The organism is Streptomyces sp. UC4497, assembly GCF_054871485.1.
Genome location: NZ_JBTYHB010000016.1, coordinates 145,279 through 166,136, shown reverse-complemented (window position 1 = coordinate 166,136; position 20,858 = coordinate 145,279). Strand labels below are relative to the sequence as shown.

Genomic DNA, 20,858 nt, shown 5'->3' with positions numbered 1-20,858 from the left:
ACATGGAGTGCGTGACGAGGAGCGGGAGCGACAGGACGGCGGCGGCCGCGGTGGCGACGCGCCAGCGGGCCCGCAGCGTGAACCGGGCGGGCACCGCCGCCATGGACAGGCCGACGACGGCGCTCATGACGCCCATGGCGGCGTAGACGAGCCCCGCCTGGTCGCCGTGCCCCAACTCCTCGGTGAGCGCGGTGATTCCGGCGCCGCAGCCGCCGAGCAGGATACCGAGAAGGACGAGTCCGACGCGCACCACCTGGACCTGGCGCGGCAGCCGTGGCCGCTCCGCACGCGCGCGTGGCCGCTTCCCCGCCGGGGCGGGCGGTACCGCCGTGGCGGTCGGGTGCAGCGCGAACGCGGTGCCGCAGACCGCGACGAGGAGCGCCGCCGCGCCGAACGCGTAGGCGGGGTGCGCCACTACGGAGGCGATCCCGATGAGGGCGGGGCCGAGGACGAAGCTGAGCTCGTCCATGGTGGACTCCAGGGACAGCACGGCGTTCACCACCCGCTCGTCGCCGCCCTCCCGGCGCACGAGCGCGACCCCGCGGGCGCGCGCGAGCGGCCCGATGCCGGGGACGGTGGCGCCCGCGAGGACGCCGAGCACGATCAGGGCAGACGTCGGCAGGCCCGCGAGCGCGGCGAGCGTGTAGACGGCGATCGCGAGCCCGTTGAGCAGCGCGAGGACGAGGACGACGGGGCGCTGGCCGCGCCGGTCCGCGAGCCTCCCCACGAAGGGCCCCATGGCCACCTGGCCGAGCGCGAGGGCACATGCGACCACGCCTCCGGTGGCGAGGGAGCCACTGGTGCGGGTCACCAGGAGGACGCTGCCGAACTGGATCACCGCGACCGGCAGCCGGCCGAGGAACGACACGACGGGCAGCGGGCGCCCCGTCGCCGCGAGCACCCTGCGGTACGCGTCGAGCGTTCCACCGGCCTTGTTGGATGTACCAGGCATCGTCCGACGTTAACGAGGCACGCGTGCGTAAACGCATGCGGTGATGACACGAAAGACGGCGGTGCGGGTACGTACCTTCGCATGACGCCTCAGCAACCGATGCCGCCCGCGCCGCCCGCTGCGACGCCGCCCACGGCGACGTATCGGCTCCAGCTGCAACCGGACTTCGGATTCGCCGCCGCGGCGGCTGCGGTCCCGTATCTGGCCTCCCTGGGAATCACCCATCTGCATCTCTCGCCGGTCCTGGAGGCGGTCCCGGGTTCGACGCACGGCTACGACGTGGTGGACCACGCGCGCGTGCGCGCCGAGCTAGGCGGCGAGAACGGCCTGCGGGACCTCGCACGGACGGCGCGCGGGCACGGTCTGGGCCTGGTCGTGGACCTGGTGCCCAACCACATGGCGGCGGCCGTCTCCCACAACAGGCCGCTTTACGACGTGCTGCGCAACGGACCGTCTTCTGCGTATGCGGGCTGGTTCGACATCGACTGGGAGGCGCACGGTGGCCGGGTCCTGCTGCCGGTCCTGGGCCACCGCCTGGGCGAGGAACTAGAGCACCTGAAGGTGGACGGCGACGTACTGCGCTACTACGAGCACGCGTTTCCGCTGCGCGAGGGCACGGCGACGCTGCCGCTCCCCCAGTTGCTCGACGCGCAGTGGTATCGCCTGGCGTGGTGGCGGCTGGCCCGTACCGAGCTCAACTACCGGCGTTTCTTCACCATTTCGGATCTGATCGCCGTGCGGGTGGAGGACCCGAAGGTCTTCGAGGCCACCCACGCAAAGATGCTGCAGTTGCTGCGCGAGGGCGTCGTCGACGGGCTGCGCATCGACCACCCGGACGGGCTCGCGGACCCGGGCGCCTACCTGCAACGGCTGAGCGAGGCGACCGGTGGCCGGTGGACGGTCGTAGAGAAGATCCTTCAGGATGAGGAGCAGCTGCCGGCGGCGTGGCCGGTGGCCGGCACCACCGGCTACGACGCGCTGCGGCACATCGACGGGCTGTTCACCGACCCGGCGGGATCCGATCAACTCCTGGGCCAATTCCGCCGATTCACCGGCGCCCCGCCGGACCGGGGCGGCGAGTGGGCGGCGACCGTGCGGCGGGCCGCGCACCGCGTCGTCACGCACGAGCTGGCCACCGAGGTGGACCGGCTGACCCGCGAGGCCGCCGCGCTGTGCGACCAGGAGCCGGGGCTGCGCGATCACGCCCCCTGGGCGCTGCGTACGGCGCTGTGCGAGCTGCTGGTACGGGTTCCGGTCTACCGGCCCTACACGGCCGGTGGCGTGCCCCCTGAGACGGTTCTGACGGCATCCGCGGCCCGGGAGGCGAGGGCCGCGTTCACGGTGCCCGAAGAGGCTCACGCGGTCGATTCCGTACGGGAGCTGGCGCTGGGGCGGCGCGGCACGAGCCCCGCGCACGCGGCGTTTGTCGCCCGGTTCGCGCAGACTGCGTCGGCGCTGCACGCCAAGGCGGTGGAGGACACCGCGTTCTACCGCTTCACACCGCTCCTGTCGGCCCTGGAGGTCGGCGGCTCACCGGGGGACCCCGCCGTGTCGGTGGAGGCGTTCCACGCGTACTGCGCGCGCCTGCAGCGCGACTGGCCCTACACCTCGACGGTCCTGTCCACGCACGACACGAAACGCAGCGCCGACGTACGAGCCGCCATCTCCGTCCTCACCCAGTGCCCCGACCGGTGGGAGGAACTGCTCGCGCAGGTCACCGGGCAGACCGCGCAAGGCGGCGGCGCCAGCGCCCCCGACCCGCAGCTGGCCTGGGCCGCCTGGCAGACCCTGGCCGGACTCGGCCCCGCCGAACCGGCACGGCTGCGCACCGCGATGCTCAAGCACGCACGCGAGGCAGGCCTGTTCACCACCTGGACCGAACAGAACATCGCCTACGAACACGCCGTGGAAGCCTTCGTGACCTCAGGCCCCTGCGGCCCACCCGGCAACGACGTCCTGCGCCTCATGGACGACCTCGAGCCCCATGTGCGCGCCAACATCCTGGGCGCCGCCCTCATCCACCTCACCATGCCCGGCGTCCCCGATCTCTACCAGGACACCGAGCACGACTACCGCGCCCTGGTCGACCCCGACAACCGCGCCCCCGCCCACCTCACCCCCAAGAAGCACAGCACCAAGGCCGACCTCACCCGGCGCGCCCTGCGCCTGCGCCGCGCACACCCCGAATGGTTCGGCGGCGCGGCCACCTACGAACCACTGCACGCCGAAGGCCCCGGCCAGGCCCACTGCATCGCCTACGCGCGCGCGGGTCGCGTGATCGTCGCGACGACCCGCCTCTCCCTGCGGCTCACCGACACCGGCGGCTGGCGCACCACACAACTCCCGCTCCCCGAAGGCGAATGGATCGAACTCCTCGGACCAGAAAGGCGATTCAACGGCCACGCGCGCGTAGCGGAACTCTTCGAGCATCTCCCTGTGGCACTCCTCGTCCGCGTCGACGAGATCAGCGACGAGGGCCTGCGAGCCCTCATCGAAGACGTACGTGGAGAGCCGCGGGAGAGCGGGTGAGCAGCCCTTCGTAGGCGGGCCTGAAGCCCGGCGCCCACGTCATCGACGGCAGCGCCGCCAGCAGGGCGCGCAGGCCCGCGTCGGCGGTGAGGCGGGCGAGTTGGACGCCCGGGCAGCGATGCCGCCCGGTGCCGTGGGCCAGCTGCCCGGGAGCCGCGCGGAACAGGTCGTAGCGGTCGGGGTCGGCGAACCGGGCCGCGTCCCTGCCCGCCGCTCCCACGAGGCACGCGACCGTGGCGCCCGCCGGTATCGTGCCGCCGCTCACCGGGACCGGCGCGAGGGCCCGGCGCAGGACGACGTGCGCGGCGGGGTCGCGGCGCAGCGACTCGGCCCAGGCGGCGTCGGCGAGTTCGGGGCGGGCCCGCACCAGCGCCAGCTGCTCGGGATGGTCGAGGAGGTTGGCGAGGAGCGCGGCCAGGGCCCGGTCGGTGGCGTCCCCGCCCGCGCCGAGGAGCGTCGCGGCGAGCCCGCAGACCGTGTCGTCGGACAGCGGCCGTCCGTCGGCCCTCGCGGCGCACAGAGCGCCCAGGAGGTCGTTCGTGGGGTGGGCGCGGCGGCGGGCGATCTGAGGGCGCAGGAAGGCGTCCAGGGCGTCCGGGGCGCCGCCCAGGTGCGTGAGCCCCGCACGGCAGAGAGCGGCGACGTGGGCGGTGCCCTCGTAGGGCAGGCCCAGCGCACGGACGACGGCCACGGCGGGCAGCCAGTGGCAGAACTCCTCGACCAGGTCGGCCTCGTGGCGTCGGGCGAGGCGGCGCGCGAGTACGTAGGCGGTGCGTTCGACGCTCGCTTTCAGGGTGGCCAGCGCGCGCCCCTGGAGGGCCGGGGCGAGGAGCGCTCGCTGGTCGGCGTGCGTGTCCGCTTCCAGGTGGGTGAAGGTGCGGCCGGGCGGCGGCGCGACCAGCCGGGGGTCGGCGAGCGCCGTGCGCACGTCCACGTAGCGGCTGAGGAGCCACGCGCCGAAGGGCTCGTCGAGGTGCAGCGGGTGCGTGGTCCGCAGGGTGCGGTACAGCGGCCACGGATCGTGGGCGGTCCGCGGCGCGGCGAGGCTCGGGGGCTGCGTCGCGGAGCCCGCGCGCGGGTAGGACCCCGATGCGTCGGGGCAGGAGACCGGTCCGGAAGGGCACAGCACCGCGGGACTCCACTCTGTACCGGGGCGCGCACCGGTCGCTGCGCACCGCTCCTCCCAGCGCACCACCGAGGCCTTCGTCACGCAGCCTCCGTTCCACTGTCCGAGTGACAGCGGTGACTCAGGGTGATGTGCGGGTCTGACCTGCGCGGGGCCGAGGTGGCGTGAACTCTCCCCTGCCGAGCGGCCCGGGGCCGCTGTATAGGCCTTCTTGACACATGGAGCGGAGCATGGGGTACTGCGGATTGCTGACGCCGGGAGCACCAACGGGGGTGAGTCACCTGTCGGAGCAGCGGTACCCCACCTCGGCCGAGTTGGTCCAGTCAGCGCGGGAGCTGACGTCTCACCGACCTGACCTGTGTCGCCTACGCCAGGTCGGGACGTCGCGTGGGGGGCGCCCCCTGAACCTGCTGTCCATAGGACACGACAGGCGCGCCGTCCTCATCGTGGCGGGGGCGCACGCCAATGAGCCCACGGGGGGCTCCACGGCGCTGCACCTGGCCGAAAAGGCGCTCTTCGACCGGGAGTTGCGAACCGACCGGTCGTGGCACTTCCTGCTGTGCGCGGACCCGGACGGCGCGGCCCTGCACAACGCTCCGGCGCCGCGCTCGCTGCTCGACTATCACCGGGGCTTCTTCAGGCCCACGGGCGCGGAGCAGCCGGAGTGGTCGCCGTCGGTGCTGCCCCCGGACCGGCTCCCTCCGGAGACGAAGACCCTGGTCGGCGTGATCGACGAGGTGCGGCCCTACCTCCAGGTGTCGCTGCACGGCACCGAACTGGGCGGCAGCTGGGTGCAGTTGACCCGGGACATACCGGGGCTCGCCGAGCCCTTCGCCAAGTCGGCCGCCGAGCTGCACATACCGGTGGAGACCGGGGCGTCGGACGCGGCGGGCTGGCCGACGTCGGGGCGCGGCGTCCATGTGATGCCGGACCTGGACGCGCAGGCCGCGTTCCCGAGCCTGCCCGACGACGCCCGTCTGTCGACGTGGCACCACGCGCACCGCTACGGCGGCTCCACGGCGATCGTGGAGGTCCCGATGTGGGCCAGCGACCTGGTGGACGACCCGGCTCCGCATCCCGCGCCGGAGCGGGCGCTGCGGCGCCTGTCGGCCCGGCTCAGCCGCGACACCCGGCTCGTGGAGGAGATCCTCACGGAGGCCATGCCGCGGCTCCCGGACACCGGCGGTCCGCTCCTCGGCGCGGCCTGCTGGGCCCTGGGCCTGGTGCCGGGGCTCGCGGACGACTGGGTGCAACCGCCGCCGCCGGGCGCCACGATGGCGTACGTCGGCAGCATCGACGCGTTCGCCCGCCGGCTGCCGCTGCGGGCCGCGGCGATGCTCCTGCGGGTCCTGGAGGAGGCCGACGACCTGGCGGCGCCCCGTCTCGACGCCCTCGTCACCCGGTGGTGCGAGGCGTACGCCGAGCGGTTCGGCGCGCGGTGGGTGCCGGTGGCCCACCAGGTGGAGCATCAGGCGCGGACGACGGTGGCGGCGGTGCGGCACGCGCGCGGGTGAGCAGATACGCAGGTGAGCACCCGCGGGTGCGGCCACGCGCGCGGGTGAGACAGGCTCCCCGGGTCAGTCGGCGGACAGCCGGAACGCCATGCGTCCGAAGGCGACCTGATCGCCGTCCCGCACGACCGCCGCGCCGATCACCCTGCGCCCGTTCACCGACGTGCCGTTGGTCGAGCCGAGGTCGCGCAGCACCCACACGCCGCCCTGCCGGCTCAGCTCGGCGTGCACCCGCGAGACCGTGTCGTGGCTCAGCCGCAGCCCGTTGGCCGGGTCGCGGCCGATGCGCAGCGGGTACGGGGACGCGGCCGGCGGCAGGAGCAGCTTCGGCAGCCGCTCCACGGTCCACGCCCTGCGCAGCCGCACGGTGAACCCGGAGACCGCCCCCACGGTGCCGAACAGCGCCCGCGACAAGCGGCTCTCCTGTTGCAGATCCGCGGTGAGCCGGTCGAGGTCCTCGGTGCGCCGGGCGGTGAACACCAGCTCCATGCGGCGCACGAACGTGTCGTGCGAGAGCCGGCCGAGGGCGACGCCGTCCCTGAGCACCTTCAGCGCACGGTCCCGCTCGGCGTCGGAGAGCCGAGCCGGGTACGTGTGGTGTTCAAAAGAGGACGTCACAAAGGGAATTGTCGGGCAGCGGAGGCCGAAGTGTCCAGAAAACCGGGAGCGTAAGCCGCCCCGCGCTGTTACGTTCAGCGCGCCGCGGCCGCCAACGGGCCGCTCCCCAAGGAGACTTCTTGACCTCAGCAGTACAGCCCCTTGTCGTGCGTGCCCTCACCGAGGCCGACGCCCGTCTCTTCCATTCCCTCGACGATCGCGGCCTGGTCGGCCGCGCCCTCGTCGGATCCGTGTACCGCACCGTCGGCGAGGGCGGCGAGTACCGGCCCGAGTGGACCTGGGTGGCACTGCGCGGCGACCGCGTGGTGGCCCGTGCGGCGTGGTGGGGCGGGCCCGACGACGAGCGGCCCGTGGCCCTGGACTGGTTCGACATCGCCGAGGGCGAGGCCGCGGCGGGCGCCGAGTTGTTGCGGCGGGCGCCGCTGCGCACCGAGTACGACCTGCTGCTGCCGCCCGACTGGCGCGAGCGGCCGGAGGTCGTGGCCGCGGTCGAGGCGCGCAGGGCGGCGGTCGAGGAGGCGGGCATGCGCGTCCTGGTGGAGCGCTTCCGCTATCGGTGGACTCCCGAGGACGGCCTGCCCGAGCGGCCCGGCCGCCTGGAGTTCCGCCCCGAGCCCGACGACGAGGCCGTCCTGGACGTGCTGCGGCGCGTGCACTCGGGGACGCTGGACGCCCATGCGCGGGCGGCCATAGAGGAGGGCGGCTCCGAGCGGGCCGCGCGCCAGGAGCTGGACTTCTTCCACTGGTTCCCGGCGGGGCGCGAGTGGTTGCAGTTGGCGTACACGAAGGAGGGCGAGCTCGTCGGCCTCCATGTGCCCGCGCACAACCCCTCGGGCCCCTGTGTCGGGTTCATCGGCGTGGTGCCCGAACAGCGCGGGCACGGCTACGCGTACGACCTCCTGGTGGAGACGACGCACTTCCTGGCCGAGCGGGGCGCCGAGTTCATTGCGGCGGCCACGGACGAGGGCAACTTCCCCATGGCGGCGAATTTCGCGAAGGCCGGGTACCCGGTGGCACAGAAGCGCATCAACTTCGTGTGACAGTGCCTCGGCTTCGTGGGGCAGAGCCTCGACTTCGTGTGACACATGCCCCAGCGAGCCAAAACGGCCCCGCGTCGATCACAACTGACGCACCATGGGACTCAGCCGTCACTGTCGGCAGGCATCCGGTCACGAGGGGGAACGGTCCGTGCAGTTCGAGGTGTGGGCACCACAGGCCGAGCAGGTAACGCTCCACATGAGGGGCGCCGAGGACGAACAGGGCACCACGCACGCGTTGGCGCGTGACCCGTACCGCGCAGACGGATGGTGGTCGGGCCGGGCGGAGGCCGTGGACGGCACGCGGTACGGCTTCGCGGTCGACGAAGGACCCGTGCTGCCCGATCCGCGCTCGCGGCGGCAGCCCGACGGCCCGGACGGGCTGAGCGCCGTCGTCGACCACAGGCGGTACGCGTGGCGCGGCGACTGGCCCGGGCGCGGACTGACGGGAGCGGTCCTGTACGAGCTCCATGTGGGCACGTACACGAAGGAGGGCACGCTCGACGCCGCCGCGGCGCGGCTCGGCCACCTCGCCGACCTGGGCGTCACGCACGTGGAGCTGATGCCGCTGTGCCCCATGCCGGGGCGGCACGGCTGGGGCTACGACGGGGTCGACCTGTGGGCCGTGCACGAGCCGTACGGAGGGCCCGAGGCTCTGAAGCGTTTTGTCGACAGCGCGCACGAACAGGGCCTCGGCGTCGTGCTCGACGTCGTGCACAACCACCTGGGCCCTTCCGGTAACCATCTGCCCGCGTTCGGCCCGTACTTCACCGACACGCACCACACGCCGTGGGGCAGCGCGGTGAACCTGGACGCGCCAGGCTCCGACGAGGTGCGCGCGTACCTGATCGGCAGCGCGCTCGCCTGGCTGCGCGACTACCGGATCGACGGGCTGCGGCTCGACGCGATCCACGAACTCCACGACCGGCGCGCCCTGCCGTTCCTGGAGGAACTCTCGGCGGCCGTGGACGCGCTCGCCGAGGACCTCGGCCGGCCGCTGTTCCTGATCGGCGAGTCCGACCTCGGCGACCCGCACGTCATCACGCCGCGCTCCCAGGGCGGGCTCGGACTGCACGCGCAGTGGAACGACGACGTGCACCACGCCGTGCACGCGGCCGTCACCGGTGAACGTCGGGGCTACTACGGGGACTTCGCGCGACAGCCGATGGCCGCGCTCGCCAAGACGCTCACCCACGGCTTCTTCCACGACGGCACGTATTCGACGTTCCGCGGCCGCCGCCACGGTCGCCCCCTGGACCGCACCACCGTCCCCGCGCACCGGCTGCTCGCCTACACGCAGACCCACGACCAGATCGGCAACCGGGCGCAGGGCGACCGCCTCGCCTCGCTCGTGAGCCCCGGGCTGCTCGCGTGCGCGGCGACGCTCGTGCTCACCGGGCCCTTCACGCCGATGCTGTTCATGGGCGAGGAGTGGGCCGCGAGCACGCCCTGGCAGTACTTCACCGACCACACCGACGCCGCTCTCGCCGAAGCCGTACGCAAGGGCAGGCGGCGGGAGTTCGCGGCGCACGGCTGGGCCGAGGAGGACATCCCGGACCCGCAGGACCCGGCCACCCGTGAGCGCTCCTGTCTGAACTGGGAGGAGCGGGAAACGGGCCACCACGCGCGCGTGCTCACCTGGTACCGCGAACTCATCGCCCTGCGCCGCGCCCGCCCCGACCTCCAGAACCCGGATCTGGCCGCGGTCAAGGTCGCGTACGACGAGCGGGGGCGGTGGATCGCCTACCGGCGCGGCGATCTGCGGGTGGCGGTGAACCTGTCGGACGTGCCGGTGTCGATTCCGCTGGGGCGTCCCGTGGCGCGGCTGCTCGCCGCGTGGGAGCCGGTCGAACTGCCGGGCAGGGACGGCGTGCTGACGGTCCCGGCGGAGTCCAGCGTGGTCGCTGTGGCGCCGTAGAGGCGCACAGAGCGGGACGGAGGGCGGGCCCGGCCCTTTGTCCCGCCGCCCTCCGGTTCAGCCCTCCGACACCAGCTCCAGCAGGATCGCCTCCCACGCCCGCTCCAGCTGCACCCGCAGCAGGCTCTCGGGGCTGTCGTCGGCGCCGTACAGCCGGTCCACGAGCCGCACCAGGACATCGCACCGGGCCAGCCACAGCCCCCGCAGGCACGACCGCGGTCCGTACCCCGCCAGCGTCGCGGAGCGGACCGCGGCACGCGCGCCCACCGCGATCGTGAGCCCGGCGATGTCCTCCGCGGCGTCGCCGACGACCGCGTCGGCCCAGTCGAGGACGCCGCGCACCCGGCCGTCCGTCGACACGGTCAGATGCTCGCCCTTGAGGTCGTGGTGGACGAGCACGGTGTCGGGCTGCGGGACGAGCTGCGCGACGGCCCGCGCGGAGAGCTGATCGAGCCGCTCGGCCTCGAACTCGCCGTCCGCGTCGAGCTTCAGGGCCGCGGCGCCGGCCTCGCGGCGCAGGCTCTCCAGCGAGCGCGGCGGCACCTTCGGCACCCCGACGGGGACGGTCCGCGCGACCGGCACCTCGCGCAGCCCCGCGAGCAGCCCGGCGAGATCCTCCTCGCCGGCCGCGGTGACGTCCCTGACCTCGGCGGACTCCCCGGGCAGCCGCTTGTCGAGCGTGCAGGCGAGGCCGGGCGCCCACTCCCCCGTCGCGACGGAGGCGGGCACGGCGACCGGGACGTGGGGGCGTACGAGGTCACGGAGGCGCACCTCGCGCCGCAGCCGCGCGGACATCTCCCCGTCGGTGGCGAGGCGCAGCACGTGCGCCTTCCCCACCCACCACGCGGAGTGCTCGCCGCCCTCGGCGACGGGACGCACCTCTGGGGCGCCGCCGTCCGGAAGCATCGCCTCCAGGACGCGGCGCACGGCGTCGGCAGTGGGCTGCCGCGGCGTCGACGGCATGGCCGCTCAGCCCACGATCGCCATCTCGCGCGCCGTCGCGTTGAGGCGCCTGCCGCCGTCCTCGGTGACGGTCACGATGTCCTCGACGCGGACGCCGAACCGGCCCGGCAGGTAGATGCCGGGTTCTACGGAGAAGCACATGCCCGGCACCAGCTCCTGCTCCTCGCCCTCGATCATGTAGGGCGGTTCGTGGGTGGTGACGCCGATGCCGTGCCCGGTGCGGTGGATGAAGTACTCGCCGTACCCGGCGTCCGTGATGACCTTGCGGGCGACCCGGTCGACGTCCTGGCAGGCGATCCCGGGGCGTACCGCGTCACAGGCCGCGGTCTGCGCCTCCCGGACGATGTCGTGGACCTTGCGCTCCTCGTCCGTCGGCTCGCCGACGTGCACGGTACGGGTGGTGTCGGAGCCGTAGCCGTGCTTGAGGCCGCCGAAGTCGAGCACCACCATGTCGCCGTCCTGGATGACGCGGTCGCTCGCCTCGTGGTGCGGGTTGGCGCCGTTCGGGCCCGAGCCGACGACGGTGAAGTCGACCTGCGAGTGCCCGAACCGCTTCAACAGGTCGGACAGTTCACCGGCGATGTCGTTCTCGCGGCGGCCCGCGAAGGCGACCTTCTTGATCTCCTCGTACGTGGCGTCCGCCGCGGCGCCCGCGGCGGCGAGACGCTCCAGTTCGGCGGCGTCCTTCACGCCGCGCAGCATCGGCAGGGCCTCCGTGAGCGAGACGTACGAGGTATCGGGCAGGGTCTTCTGCAGGCCGAGCAGATGCATCGCCCAGGCGTTGTCGCTCACCCCGAAGCGGCCCGGACCCCCGACCGACCTGAGCAGCGGGGCCGTGACGTCGTACGGGTCCTTGCCGTCGGTCCAGTCGCGCAGCGTCATCGCGTCGGCGCCCGCGGCCTTGGCGGCGTCGGGCGCCTCCAGGGTCGGCACGACGAGCGTGGGCTCCTGGCCGGCCGCGAGCACAAGGAGGGTGAGCCGCTCGGTGTCGGCCGGTACGTGGTAGCCGGTGAGCCATACGAGGTCGGGGCCCGGCGCGACCAGTACCCCCGCGAGCCCCGCGTCGGCGGCGGACTGCGCGGCACGGTCCATGCGGGCCTTGTAGTCGGCGGCGGTGAAGGGCGCGGGGGTACCGGTCGTCATGTCCTGGCCTTTCGTACGGGTGGGCGCCTGTGGAAGTGCGGGCGTCGTACGGGCAGCCATCCTGCCCGGCGGCGCGGGGCGGCGCGAGACCGACCTCTGCCCATGATTTCAGGCGCCGTGGGCGGGGCGCGCGCCGAATACGGCCGTCACGTGACCACCCCGGGTGTGACCGCCAGCTTCTGCAGCTCCCCGTTCGCGTGCCGGACCGTGACCACGACCTGGCGTCCCGGTCGGGTGTCCGCCACGTCGGCCACGTGCGCCGCCAGGTCAAGCGCGGAGCCGACACGCCGGTCGCCGAGGCCCACCAGGACGTCGCCGCGGACCAGGCCGCCCGTGTAGCCGGGGCCCGGGATGTGCACGGCCACGACAAGCGCGCCCGGCGCCTTGGGGGCGTCGACGACCTCCACGCCGAGCCCGCCCCTCAGCAGGGGCGGGGTGGGCGGTGCGGACGCCGTGGTGGGGCCCGGCGTGGGGGCGGGGCTGCTCGGCGGCGGGGTCGCGGGCCGTTCCGCGGGCGGGGTCTGCCGCTTCAGTTCGGCGAGCTTGCTCATGCCGATGACGGTGGCTCCCACGGTGCCGAGGCCGATGCCCGCGAGGACGAGCGCGACCGCGCACAGCAGCCCGCACAGCACGCTGCACAGGCGCCTGCCGCGCCGCCGGACCGCGTGCGGCCTGCCGGGCTTCCGCGCCGGTCCTGGCCCCGTCAGCGGGCCGGACGACGGCTCCTGCTTCGACGTCGTGGTCGATGCCCTGCCCCCGGATCCCGGCATCGCCTTGGGACGCAACGCAGTCTGTTCCATGGGTCGCCCGCCTCCGGTCCCTGGCTCACTCGGCCACGGCCAGAGCCCTACCCTCCGCGCACACCCACGACGATCCACGAACGAGTGAGAGTGCCGGGGCCGGCTCGAACGCCGGCGCCCGGCACCCCGTGCACCTCCCGAATCAGCCGACCGGCCGGTCAGCCAGTGTGGCCCCCGTGGCCACCGCCGTGCCCGGCCCCGTGGTCGAACTTCAGGGCCTCCGGCGGAAGCACCACGAAGGGCCGCATCATGCCCATGTCCTCGTGCTCCAGGAGGTGGCAGTGGTACATGAACCGGCCGTACGCCCCGTCGAACTTGCCCATGACGCGCAGCATCTGGCCGGGCAGGGCGCGGAACACGTCCTTGTGCCCCTGCTCGTTGGGCGGCAGCGGGACCACCGAGTTCGGGTCGAACGCGACCGGCTTGACCGTGCCTCCCACCTCGGTGTCGAACCCGGAGGCGTCGTACACGTCGCGGCCGAGGATCTGGAAGTCGGCGAGGTGGATGTGCATCGGGTGCACGACCGGCGGGTTCACCGCGAGGTTGAGGAAGCTCCACTGCTCGTGGGTGCCCTCGCCGATGGTGAAGCCGAGCCCATCGTTGAACGTCCGGGCGATGCGCCGGTAGGTCTTCAACTCGCCCTTGTCATTGACGAGTTGGATCACGCCGTCGGTGGGGACCTGGACGTCCTCGGCGCCCGCCGAGTCCTCGGCGTCGTCGGCGACCTCCGCCATCTCCCAGATCTCCGGGTGTCCGCCGCCGCCCTTGGTCGCGGGCGGTGTCAGGACGATCAGCCGGTGCCCGTGCTCGATGTCGTGCGTCAGCTTCCGGAAGGAACCGGACAGCACCTCGGGCAGCACGAACGAGTCTGGCTCGCCGCACTCGCCGACGCGGAACTCCATGACGTGCGGGTAGCGCACATCGCCCGGCACGTCCGGCACTCCCGGCGCCTCGTTGCGTCCCTTGTCGACCAGGCGCACCCGCTTGCCCGCGAGGGACGCGAAGTCGATGAGCAGGTCCATCCGCTCGGCGGGCGCGACGGGCAGCGTCGGCAGCGCGTCGTCGAAGTCGATCGGTACGGGCCGCGGCAGCAGTCCGCCGTCGCTGCCGATCTGGTGCATGACGCCGGGCAGCGGGTCGCCGTCCTCGTCGAGGAGCACCAGGTTGTAGATCCGCGCGTTCGACGCGTTCACCAGGCGGAAGCGGTACCAGCCCGCGTCCACCCGCGCGTAGGGCCAGATCCGCCCGTTGACCGTCGTGTACGGGCCGCTGAACGGGATGGTGACGGGCTTGCCCGTCTCCTCGTTCGCCGGGTCGACGATCACGGTCTTGTGCAGCAGCCTGCCGTTGAGCCGGCCGTCCTCGTCCGTGTCCAGGTTCCGGTCGGCCAGCAGCAGCGGGATCTCCCGCTCCCCGGAGGGGAGCCCGAGGGCGTCCTCCTCGTCGTCCCGGACCAGGTACGTGCCGTAGAGGCCCGCGTAGACGTTCCACCTGGTGATATTCATGGCGTGGTCGTGGTACCACCACTGCACTGCCTGGTGGTCGTTCGGGTACTCGGAGAGCTGGGCGTCGCCGAAGCCCACCGCGTTGTCCGCCCAGCCGTCGTTGCCGCCGCCCGTCTGCGCGCCGTGCAGGTGCGTGACGGTCCAGGCGGGCAGCGCCGCCACGTCCGCGTTCGCCGCGACGCCCGCGCGGCCCGGCAGCGTGGTCGGCGGGGGCGGCGGGTCCTGGCCCGGCTCGGTCGGCGGATTGGGCACCTCCACCGCGCTCACCGGGTACTCGCCGCCCTTGGGAATGCGGTTCGTCCAGGCGATGCGGACGCGCTGCCCGCGCCGCACCTCGATGGTCGGGCCGGGCACGGTCCCCTCGTAGCCCCACATCAGTGTCGGTGGGAGCTGCGGGTGCAGCCGCTGCCACGTGGGCCGCAGCGCGATCTCCGTCTCTTGCAGGACGTCACCGGAGTCGGGCCGCAGCACCGGCGGCACCGTCAACGGCGCCACGTACGGCGCCAGTTCACCGACGGCGGCCGCGGCGATCTCGCTCGCGGCCTCCTCGACTCCGGTCAGTTTGTCCGTGATGCGCTCGAAGATTTCGGTCACAGTAAAGAACACCCCCGTGTGTTCTCGCAGTCCCCGTTGCACGACCGCTTGTCGCGGCCGTCTCACCTCACAAGACGGCCGGTGTCCCAGCGAAGTTGCCTGAACCGCCCCATCCGGACGTGTGGTTGTTGAAACCAATCGGAACCGGAGGTGCCGGAACGCGTCCTGGTACGAAGCCGTGGGCGCGGCTCGAGAGCCACGCGTCGCGGTAGCGGTCCACTTCCCGGTGCCAGTTGAGAATGCCCGCCATCCAGTTCCGCAGGTCGTCGACATAGCCGTCGAGGACCGTGCGCGCCTCGCGGCCGAGCCCGAAGTCCTCGTAGAGGACGGGCAGTTCATGTTCCACGATGTGCTCGAACTGCTGCATGCGCTGCGTGATGAGGTCGTTGACGATGCCGAGCGCCGTCGGGTAGTCGGCGCCGAAGAAGTTCTGCACCACCAGGATCGCGTTGTGGATCTCGCCCTCGAACTCGATCTCCTTCTGGTACGAGAACACGTCGTTGATCAGCATCGCGTAGTCGATCGCCGAGTTCTCCAGGGCGCGCACCGGGCCCGCGCGGTAGACCTCCGGCGGTACGGCGGGCCCGTGGCCCATGCGGCACAGGCTCATGGTGAGGTCGGAGCCGAAGGTGGCGCGGCGCATCTCCAGGTAGTCGACCGGGTCGGGGATGCGGTTCTGGAGCTGGTTGGCGACCTCCCACACCCAGCTCTCCGTCATGACCTCGACGGCGTCCTTCAGGGTGCGTCGCTGCTCCGATGTCATGGCGGCCGTGGTGCGCCGCCACAGGTCGGCGAGGCCGCGCTCCATGGCGTTGGTCGGCGGCGTGATCTCCTCGCCGTCCACGGGCATGCAGTCGGAGAGCCGCGCGGTGCACAGTTTGGCGGCGGCCAGATCGCGGCGGTGCCCGAAGATCAGCGGGTAGTAGTCGTCCCCGTAGGTGCCCCAGGCGAGCCACTGGGAGCTGAGATCGAGCGCCTCCGCCGAACCGTCCGGGTCGAGGCCCGCCGCGCACAACGGCAGGTCGTAGGCGCGGAGTTTGTCCTCGTCCCAGACGCCCTCCCCAAGGATGCCCACTTGGTGCGTCCAGGGGAGCAGCCGCGCGCGGGCGCCGTCGAGCTCCGGGTTGAGGGTCAGCGCGAACGGCATGTGGATGTCGGGGATCAGGGAGGGGCCGACCTTCTGGAACGGCACGTGCGTGTACGCGCGCAGGCGCTGGGCGCCCACGTCGGCCAGCAGCGCCCGTACGTCCACGGTGCCGGACCCGATCCCGCTCGGCGCGCCCAGGGAGGGGGCGGCCTGCGCGGCGGCCTCCTTGTTCATGTAGCGGCTCGAGCGCATGTGCCACTCGTGGCCGCCGGACTGCCAGTCCTGAAGGCCGCGCGTGTACGCGGCGATCGCGGCGACCTGGTCCGGTGTGAGCCCCTTCTCCGCGGAGAGTGCGGGCACCTCCGTCAGCGCGGTGTGCTCGAACTGGTGCAGCCGCGAGGTCAGCACGTCATTGACGGCTTCCGCCGCCTCCTGTGTCGTACAGCCGAAGAAGGTCTCCAACACCAGGACGCCGTTGGAGAGTTCGCCCTCGTCCATGACCTCCCGCTCGTAGGAGAACAGGTCGTTGCGCAGGTGCACGCCGTCGGAGAACGTCTCCATGAGGACGCGCAGCGGCCGCGACGTGGCCACGGATGCCGGGATCTCGGCGGTCGCGTACTCCACCAGGCCGGCCGACCAGGGGGCGCCGCCCACCTTGCGGCGCATCTCGATGTACTCGACGGGGTTGGAGATCCGCCCCTCGTTGATGTTGGACAGCTCCCACATCGACTCGTTCAGGAGGTGCTCGGTCGACTCCGCGAAGCGGCGCCGCCAGTCCATCGACATGGCGGGCACGGTGCGCCGCCACAGGTCGATGAGGCCCGCCTCGACCGGGTTCTCCGGCTCGGGCACGGGGGTGTCGAGCTCCATCGGCATGAACAGCGGCAGCCGGTCCAGGTGCGCCTTGCCGGCCGCCCGGTCGTTCGTGCGCTTGAACATGTCCAGGAAGTGGTCGTCGAAGAAGAAGACCCACACGTACCAGTCGGTGATCAGGGAGAGCGCCGGGCCGTCGCAGTCGGGGTGCGTGTACGCGCACAACAGGCCGTAGTCGTGGGCGTCGAGGTCGCTCTGGTCCCAGACACCGCTGCCCTCCAGCATCCCCATCTCGCGGGCCCACACCGTGGAATGGGCCCGCGCCTCGTCCAGGTGCGGATTGATCCTGGCCTGGTACGGCATGTAGAAGCGCGGCAGGTGGAAGGGCTGTGTGGACTCGTGTGTCATGAGCGCCGCCCTACCCGTGGCCGTCAACCGGCATCCATGGGGCGGAACATGATCGCACTATCGCGTGAACCGGGGACTGAACGGCACCCGTTCAGGGAAAAGCGTGCCGCCTGATACACAACAGGGGCACCTCTTGCAGTGCTTGCACCGCATGCACTGCATGCACCCGTTGCCCGTACGAAGCGAAGGACCCACGTTGCGCATCCGGACCACGTCGACCGCCGCCCGCTGCCTGGTCACCCTGGGCGCCGCCACCGCGCTCGCCCTCGGCGGGGCGGCCCTCCCGGCGTCCGCGGCACCGGCGACGCCCGCCACCACCGCCGCCACCGCCGCCCACGCGGACCCGCGCGCCCTCGCCGCGATCACCTCGCTGGCCACGGAGCGGCTCGCACTCGCGGACAAGGTCGCGGCGGCCAAGTACGGCACGGACGCGCCGATCGACGACCCGGCGCGGGAGCAGCAGATCCTCGACGGCGTGGCGAAGCGCTCGACGGACCTCGGCATCGACCCGACGTTCGCGCAGTCCGTCTTCCGGGACCAGATCGAGGCCAACAAGGTGGTGCAGCGCGGCCTTTACGCCCGCTGGGACGCCCACCCCGAACAGCGCCCGACCGAGCGTCCCGACCTCGCCACGGAGGTGCGGCCGCAGCTCGACCGGATCACGACGCGGCTCCTGGACGCGCTGCGGGAGGTGGCCCCCACGCGCACCTCTCCGGCCTGCGGGCCGCTGCTCACGGCGGCGGCGCTGCACGACGCCCACGCGCGCGGGTTCGACGCACTCCACCTCAAGGGCCTTGCGCGGGCGCTGCCTTCGGTGTGCGCCTCCTGAGCCCCGCCCGGGGCCGGGGCCTACGCCCAGTGCGCGGGGCGCCGCAGGCCCGCCGGGATGCGGGTCGCGGCGTCGCCGCGGGCCGCGTTCACCTGCGCCTGGGTGAGGAACAGCGCCCCGGTCAGATCGGCGCCCGCCAGCCGGGCGTCGCGCAGGTCCGCGCCGATCAGGTCGGCCGAGCGGAGGTCGGCGCCCGTCAGATCCGCGGCCACAAGGAGGGCGCCGCGGAAATTGGCGCCCCGTAGGTCGGCCTTTTTGAAACGCGCGCCCACCAGGTCGGCTCCCCGGTGGTTCTTCTTGCGGCCGAGCGCGCCGGGCACGTCGGCGCGCACCAGTTCGCTGGCCTTCAGGAGAAGGGCGTTCACGTCGCCCCGGATGCCCGGCACGTCGGCGGCGACGAGTTCGTCGCTGCGCGCGCGGGTCAGCCGCTCGATGTCCTCGCGGGCCCGCCGGGCGTCGTCGTGCACGGCGCCGGCCGCGCGCAGCTCCAGTACGTCGCTCAAGTACCAGAGCAGCTCGTGCAGTTGACGCATGACCGGGAAGACCTCGTACATGGCCCTGGCACTCTCGGGCCGCTCCCGCCAGCTGGCACCCTCGAAGGTGACCTGGGAGACCTTCTGGCCTGCACCGAAGCAGTCGAAGACGGTGCAGCCGGGGTAGCCCTCGTCGCGCAGCTTCGCGTGGATGCCGCAGCTGAAGTCGTCCTGAAGGTTGCGGCAGGGCGTGCCCGCGTTCTTGTCGTGCGCGAAGTCGTGCGACTTGGCGAAGGGGAGGGCGACGCAGCACAGGCCGAAGCAGTCGGCGCAATCGGCGCGCAGGTCGGGGCGGTCGGACGGGGCGTCGGGGGAGGTCACCCCCACATTGTCGCCGATCGGCCACGGCGCACGCCGCCACGCGCGCGTGCGCCCCCTTGTGGCCGGGCCCGGCCCCGCGCCACCTTGGAGGCGTCCCGCACCGCCCGAAGTCCCACACCCTTGGGAGTCGACGTGGCCTCCTCCTTCGTCCTGCCGTACGAGTTGCACGGTGACGGCCCGCACAAGGTGATCGCGGTGCACGGCTGGTTCGCCGACCGCGCCGCCTACGCGCCGATCGTGGCCGACCTCGACCGCGCCTCCTTCCAGTACGCGCTCGTGGACCTGCGCGGCTACGGGGAGGCGAAGCAGACACCGGGCGCGTACACGACGGCCGAGGGCGCCGCGGACGTGCTCGACCTCGCGGACCGGCTCGGCTGGGAGCGGTTCTCGCTGATCGGGCACTCCATGGGCGGCACGGTGGCGCAGCGCGTGGTGGCGACCGCACAGCGCAGGGTGCGCCGCATCGTGGGCGTGTCCCCGGTCCCGGCGTCCGGCCTGCCCATGACGCCCGAGCAGCGGGAACTGTTCGTGACGGCCGACACCTCCCCCGCGAACCGCCGCACGATCATCGACATCACCACCGGCGGCGTACGCCCCGGCGCGTGGCTCGACCGCATGGTGGAGCGCTCGTTCGCGTGCAGCGACGGCAAGGCGTTCCGGGCCTGGCTCGACTCGTGGACCGGCGACGACTTCCACGCGGACCTGGAGCCCTGTACGGTCCCCGCGCTCGTGATCACCGGACAGCTCGACCCGGCCCTGTCCGCGAAACTGATGCGCTCGACGTGGCTGGCCTGGTTCACCCGCGGCGAGCTCGTCGACCTCCCCGTATGCGGCCATTACGCGATGGACGAGGCGCCGCTCGCGCTGATCCGCGTCATGGAGGACTTCCTGCGGGCGGACGGCTCGTGACGCCTGCCGTCCCCGACGTCTTCGACCCGCGCCTGTACGCGCGTGGTGTCCCGCACGTCCGATACCGGACGCTGCGCGACCACCACCCGGTGGCCTGGCAGCCGGAGCCCGCGCTCCTCGGCTGGCCGGAGGGTCCGGGCTTCTGGGCGGTCACCCGGCACGCGGACGTGGTCCGGGTCCTCAAGGACGCGTCGACGTACTCCTCGTACCTGGGCGCGACCCAGATCCGCGATCCGGACCCGGCGGACCTCCCGTTCATCCGCGGCATGATGCTCAACCAGGACCCACCGGCGCACGGCAGGCTGCGCCGCCTGGTGAGCCGGGCGTTCACACCGCGCCGAGTGGCGGCCTTCGAGGAATCGGTACGGCAACGGGCAAGATCCCTGCTGCACAAGGCACTTCAGGACGCGGACGATCAGGCCACGGTGGACCTGGTCGCCACGGTCACCGACGACTACGCCCTCCTGAACCTCGCCGACCTCCTGGGCGTCCCGGAGTCCGACCGCGCGCTGCTCCTGCACTGGACCCGCCGCGTGATCGGCTACCAGGACCCTGACGAGGCAACGGAGACGAGCGGCCCACCGGTCAACCCCCGCTCCCCCTCCGCGCTGGCCGACATGTTCGCGTACGCCGAGGAGCTGACGGCCCACAAGCGTGCCCACCCGGCCGACGACATCATGACGACGCTCGCCGCGGACCCCGATCTCACCCCGCCCGAACGCCAGATGTTCTTCTTCCTGCTGACGATCGCGGGCAACGACACGGTCCGCAGCGCCGCTCCCGGCGGCCTCGCCCTGCTGGCCGAGTCCCCGTCCGCGTATGAACAACTCCGTACAGGGAAAGCCGACTTGGCGCCCGCGCTCGACGAGCTGCTGCGCCGCCACCCACCGGTCCTGACCTTCCGCCGCACGGCGACCGAGGACACGACGCTGGCGGGCACCCCGATCAAGCGCGGCGACAAGGTGGTCGTCCTGCACGCCTCCGCCAACCACGACGAACGCGTCTTCCCCGACCCGTTCACCCTGGACCTGGCCCGCACCCCGAACCCCCACGTCTCCTTCGGAGACGGCCCGCACGTCTGCCTGGGCGCCCACTTCGCCCGCCTTCAACTACAGGCGCTGTACGAGGAAGTGGGCCGGTCCCTCCCGGCCCTGACACTCGCGGCCTCACCGAAGCGCCTCGTGTCGAACTTCATCAACGGGATCAAGGAACTACGGATCGAACCACGGGTGCACCCGCACACGCCCACGATCCGGTGATTG

General features: G+C 72.6%; 16 protein-coding genes. 7 read left to right on the top strand and 9 right to left on the bottom strand.

The genetic code is table 11. The features are described 5' to 3' along the window. On the bottom strand, positions 1-952 hold a 952-nt coding region (locus ACYSUO_RS23215; RefSeq protein WP_461778145.1), incomplete at its 3' end, for an MFS transporter. An 81-nt stretch (positions 953-1,033) separates the two neighbouring features. Here ACYSUO_RS23215 and treY point away from each other — a divergent pair. After that, complete coding sequence (gene treY, locus ACYSUO_RS23210) at positions 1,034-3,481, top strand: malto-oligosyltrehalose synthase (protein ID WP_461778144.1); 2,448 nt, start codon at positions 1,034-1,036, stop codon at positions 3,479-3,481. On the opposite strand, the gene ACYSUO_RS23205 is transcribed toward treY, so the two are convergent. After that, positions 3,441-4,691, bottom strand: coding sequence for a cytochrome P450 (locus ACYSUO_RS23205; protein ID WP_461778143.1), 1,251 nt, complete (start codon positions 4,689-4,691; stop codon positions 3,441-3,443). The genes treY and ACYSUO_RS23205 overlap by 41 nt on opposite strands. 188 nt (positions 4,692-4,879) lie before the next feature. On the opposite strand from ACYSUO_RS23205, the gene ACYSUO_RS23200 reads away from it, so the two are divergent. Then, positions 4,880-6,121, top strand: a complete 1,242-nt coding sequence (locus ACYSUO_RS23200; RefSeq protein ID WP_461778142.1) for a M14 family zinc carboxypeptidase — start codon at positions 4,880-4,882, stop codon at positions 6,119-6,121. 63 nt (positions 6,122-6,184) lie between these two features. Here ACYSUO_RS23200 and ACYSUO_RS23195 read toward each other — a convergent pair whose 3' ends face one another. Next, positions 6,185-6,736, bottom strand: a complete 552-nt coding sequence (locus tag ACYSUO_RS23195) for an FHA domain-containing protein (RefSeq protein ID WP_461778141.1) — start codon at positions 6,734-6,736, stop codon at positions 6,185-6,187. A 119-nt stretch (positions 6,737-6,855) separates the two neighbouring features. Here ACYSUO_RS23195 and ACYSUO_RS23190 point away from each other — a divergent pair, with 119 nt between their 5' ends. Then, on the top strand, positions 6,856-7,776 hold the full coding sequence (locus tag ACYSUO_RS23190) for a GNAT family N-acetyltransferase (RefSeq protein WP_461778140.1): 921 nt from the start codon (positions 6,856-6,858) through the stop codon (positions 7,774-7,776). 148 nt (positions 7,777-7,924) lie between these two features. After that, positions 7,925-9,691, top strand: coding sequence for a malto-oligosyltrehalose trehalohydrolase (gene treZ, locus ACYSUO_RS23185; RefSeq protein WP_461778139.1), 1,767 nt, complete (start codon positions 7,925-7,927; stop codon positions 9,689-9,691). Between the two features lie 57 nt (positions 9,692-9,748). Here treZ and ACYSUO_RS23180 read toward each other — a convergent pair whose 3' ends face one another. The 5 genes from ACYSUO_RS23180 to cyc2 form a co-directional block, all read right to left on the bottom strand. Beyond that, on the bottom strand, positions 9,749-10,654 hold the full coding sequence (locus ACYSUO_RS23180) for an aminoglycoside phosphotransferase family protein (RefSeq protein WP_461778138.1): 906 nt from the start codon (positions 10,652-10,654) through the stop codon (positions 9,749-9,751). Positions 10,655-10,660: 6 nt separating this feature from the next. Beyond that, a complete protein-coding gene (locus tag ACYSUO_RS23175; RefSeq protein WP_461778137.1) occupies positions 10,661-11,797 on the bottom strand; it encodes an aminopeptidase P family protein in 1,137 nt (378 codons plus the stop codon). 146 nt (positions 11,798-11,943) lie between these two features. Next, positions 11,944-12,597, bottom strand: coding sequence for a PDZ domain-containing protein (locus tag ACYSUO_RS23170; RefSeq protein ID WP_461778136.1), 654 nt, complete (start codon positions 12,595-12,597; stop codon positions 11,944-11,946). Positions 12,598-12,755: 158 nt separating this feature from the next. Further along, the gene (gene phsA, locus ACYSUO_RS23165) at positions 12,756-14,696 is read right to left on the bottom strand and encodes an O-aminophenol oxidase PhsA (protein ID WP_461778135.1); all 1,941 of its coding nucleotides are present in this window, start codon (positions 14,694-14,696) and stop codon (positions 12,756-12,758) included. A 67-nt stretch (positions 14,697-14,763) separates the two neighbouring features. Beyond that, on the bottom strand, positions 14,764-17,004 hold the full coding sequence (cyc2, locus tag ACYSUO_RS23160; RefSeq protein WP_461778134.1) for a germacradienol/geosmin synthase Cyc2: 2,241 nt from the start codon (positions 17,002-17,004) through the stop codon (positions 14,764-14,766). 196 nt (positions 17,005-17,200) lie between these two features. Here cyc2 and ACYSUO_RS23155 point away from each other — a divergent pair, with 196 nt between their 5' ends. Next, positions 17,201-17,833 (top strand): chorismate mutase, encoded by a 633-nt coding sequence (locus tag ACYSUO_RS23155; RefSeq protein ID WP_461778133.1) that lies wholly within the window; start codon positions 17,201-17,203, stop codon positions 17,831-17,833. Positions 17,834-17,853: 20 nt separating this feature from the next. Here ACYSUO_RS23155 and ACYSUO_RS23150 read toward each other — a convergent pair whose 3' ends face one another. Then, positions 17,854-18,687: a pentapeptide repeat-containing protein gene (locus tag ACYSUO_RS23150; RefSeq protein WP_461778132.1), complete on the bottom strand. Its 834-nt coding sequence runs from the start codon at positions 18,685-18,687 to the stop codon at positions 17,854-17,856. A 132-nt stretch (positions 18,688-18,819) separates the two neighbouring features. On the opposite strand from ACYSUO_RS23150, the gene ACYSUO_RS23145 reads away from it, so the two are divergent. Then, positions 18,820-19,596, top strand: coding sequence for an alpha/beta fold hydrolase (locus ACYSUO_RS23145; protein WP_461778131.1), 777 nt, complete (start codon positions 18,820-18,822; stop codon positions 19,594-19,596). Beyond that, positions 19,593-20,855, top strand: coding sequence for a cytochrome P450 (locus ACYSUO_RS23140; RefSeq protein WP_461778130.1), 1,263 nt, complete (start codon positions 19,593-19,595; stop codon positions 20,853-20,855). The genes ACYSUO_RS23145 and ACYSUO_RS23140 overlap by 4 nt, the downstream gene beginning before the upstream one ends. The last annotated feature ends 3 nt before the right edge of the window (positions 20,856-20,858 follow it).

Excerpts from the sequence above, each read along its gene's own strand:
- ACYSUO_RS23175 (WP_461778137.1), bottom strand. The coding sequence starts at position 11,797 with ATGACGACCGGTACCCCCGCGCCCTTCACCGCCGCCGACTACAAGGCC.
- treY (WP_461778144.1), top strand. The coding sequence starts at position 1,034 with ATGACGCCTCAGCAACCGATGCCGCCCGCGCCGCCCGCTGCGACGCCG.
- cyc2 (WP_461778134.1), bottom strand. The coding sequence starts at position 17,004 with ATGACACACGAGTCCACACAGCCCTTCCACCTGCCGCGCTTCTACATG.
- ACYSUO_RS23180 (WP_461778138.1), bottom strand. The coding sequence starts at position 10,654 with ATGCCGTCGACGCCGCGGCAGCCCACTGCCGACGCCGTGCGCCGCGTC.
- ACYSUO_RS23170 (WP_461778136.1), bottom strand. The coding sequence starts at position 12,597 with ATGGAACAGACTGCGTTGCGTCCCAAGGCGATGCCGGGATCCGGGGGC.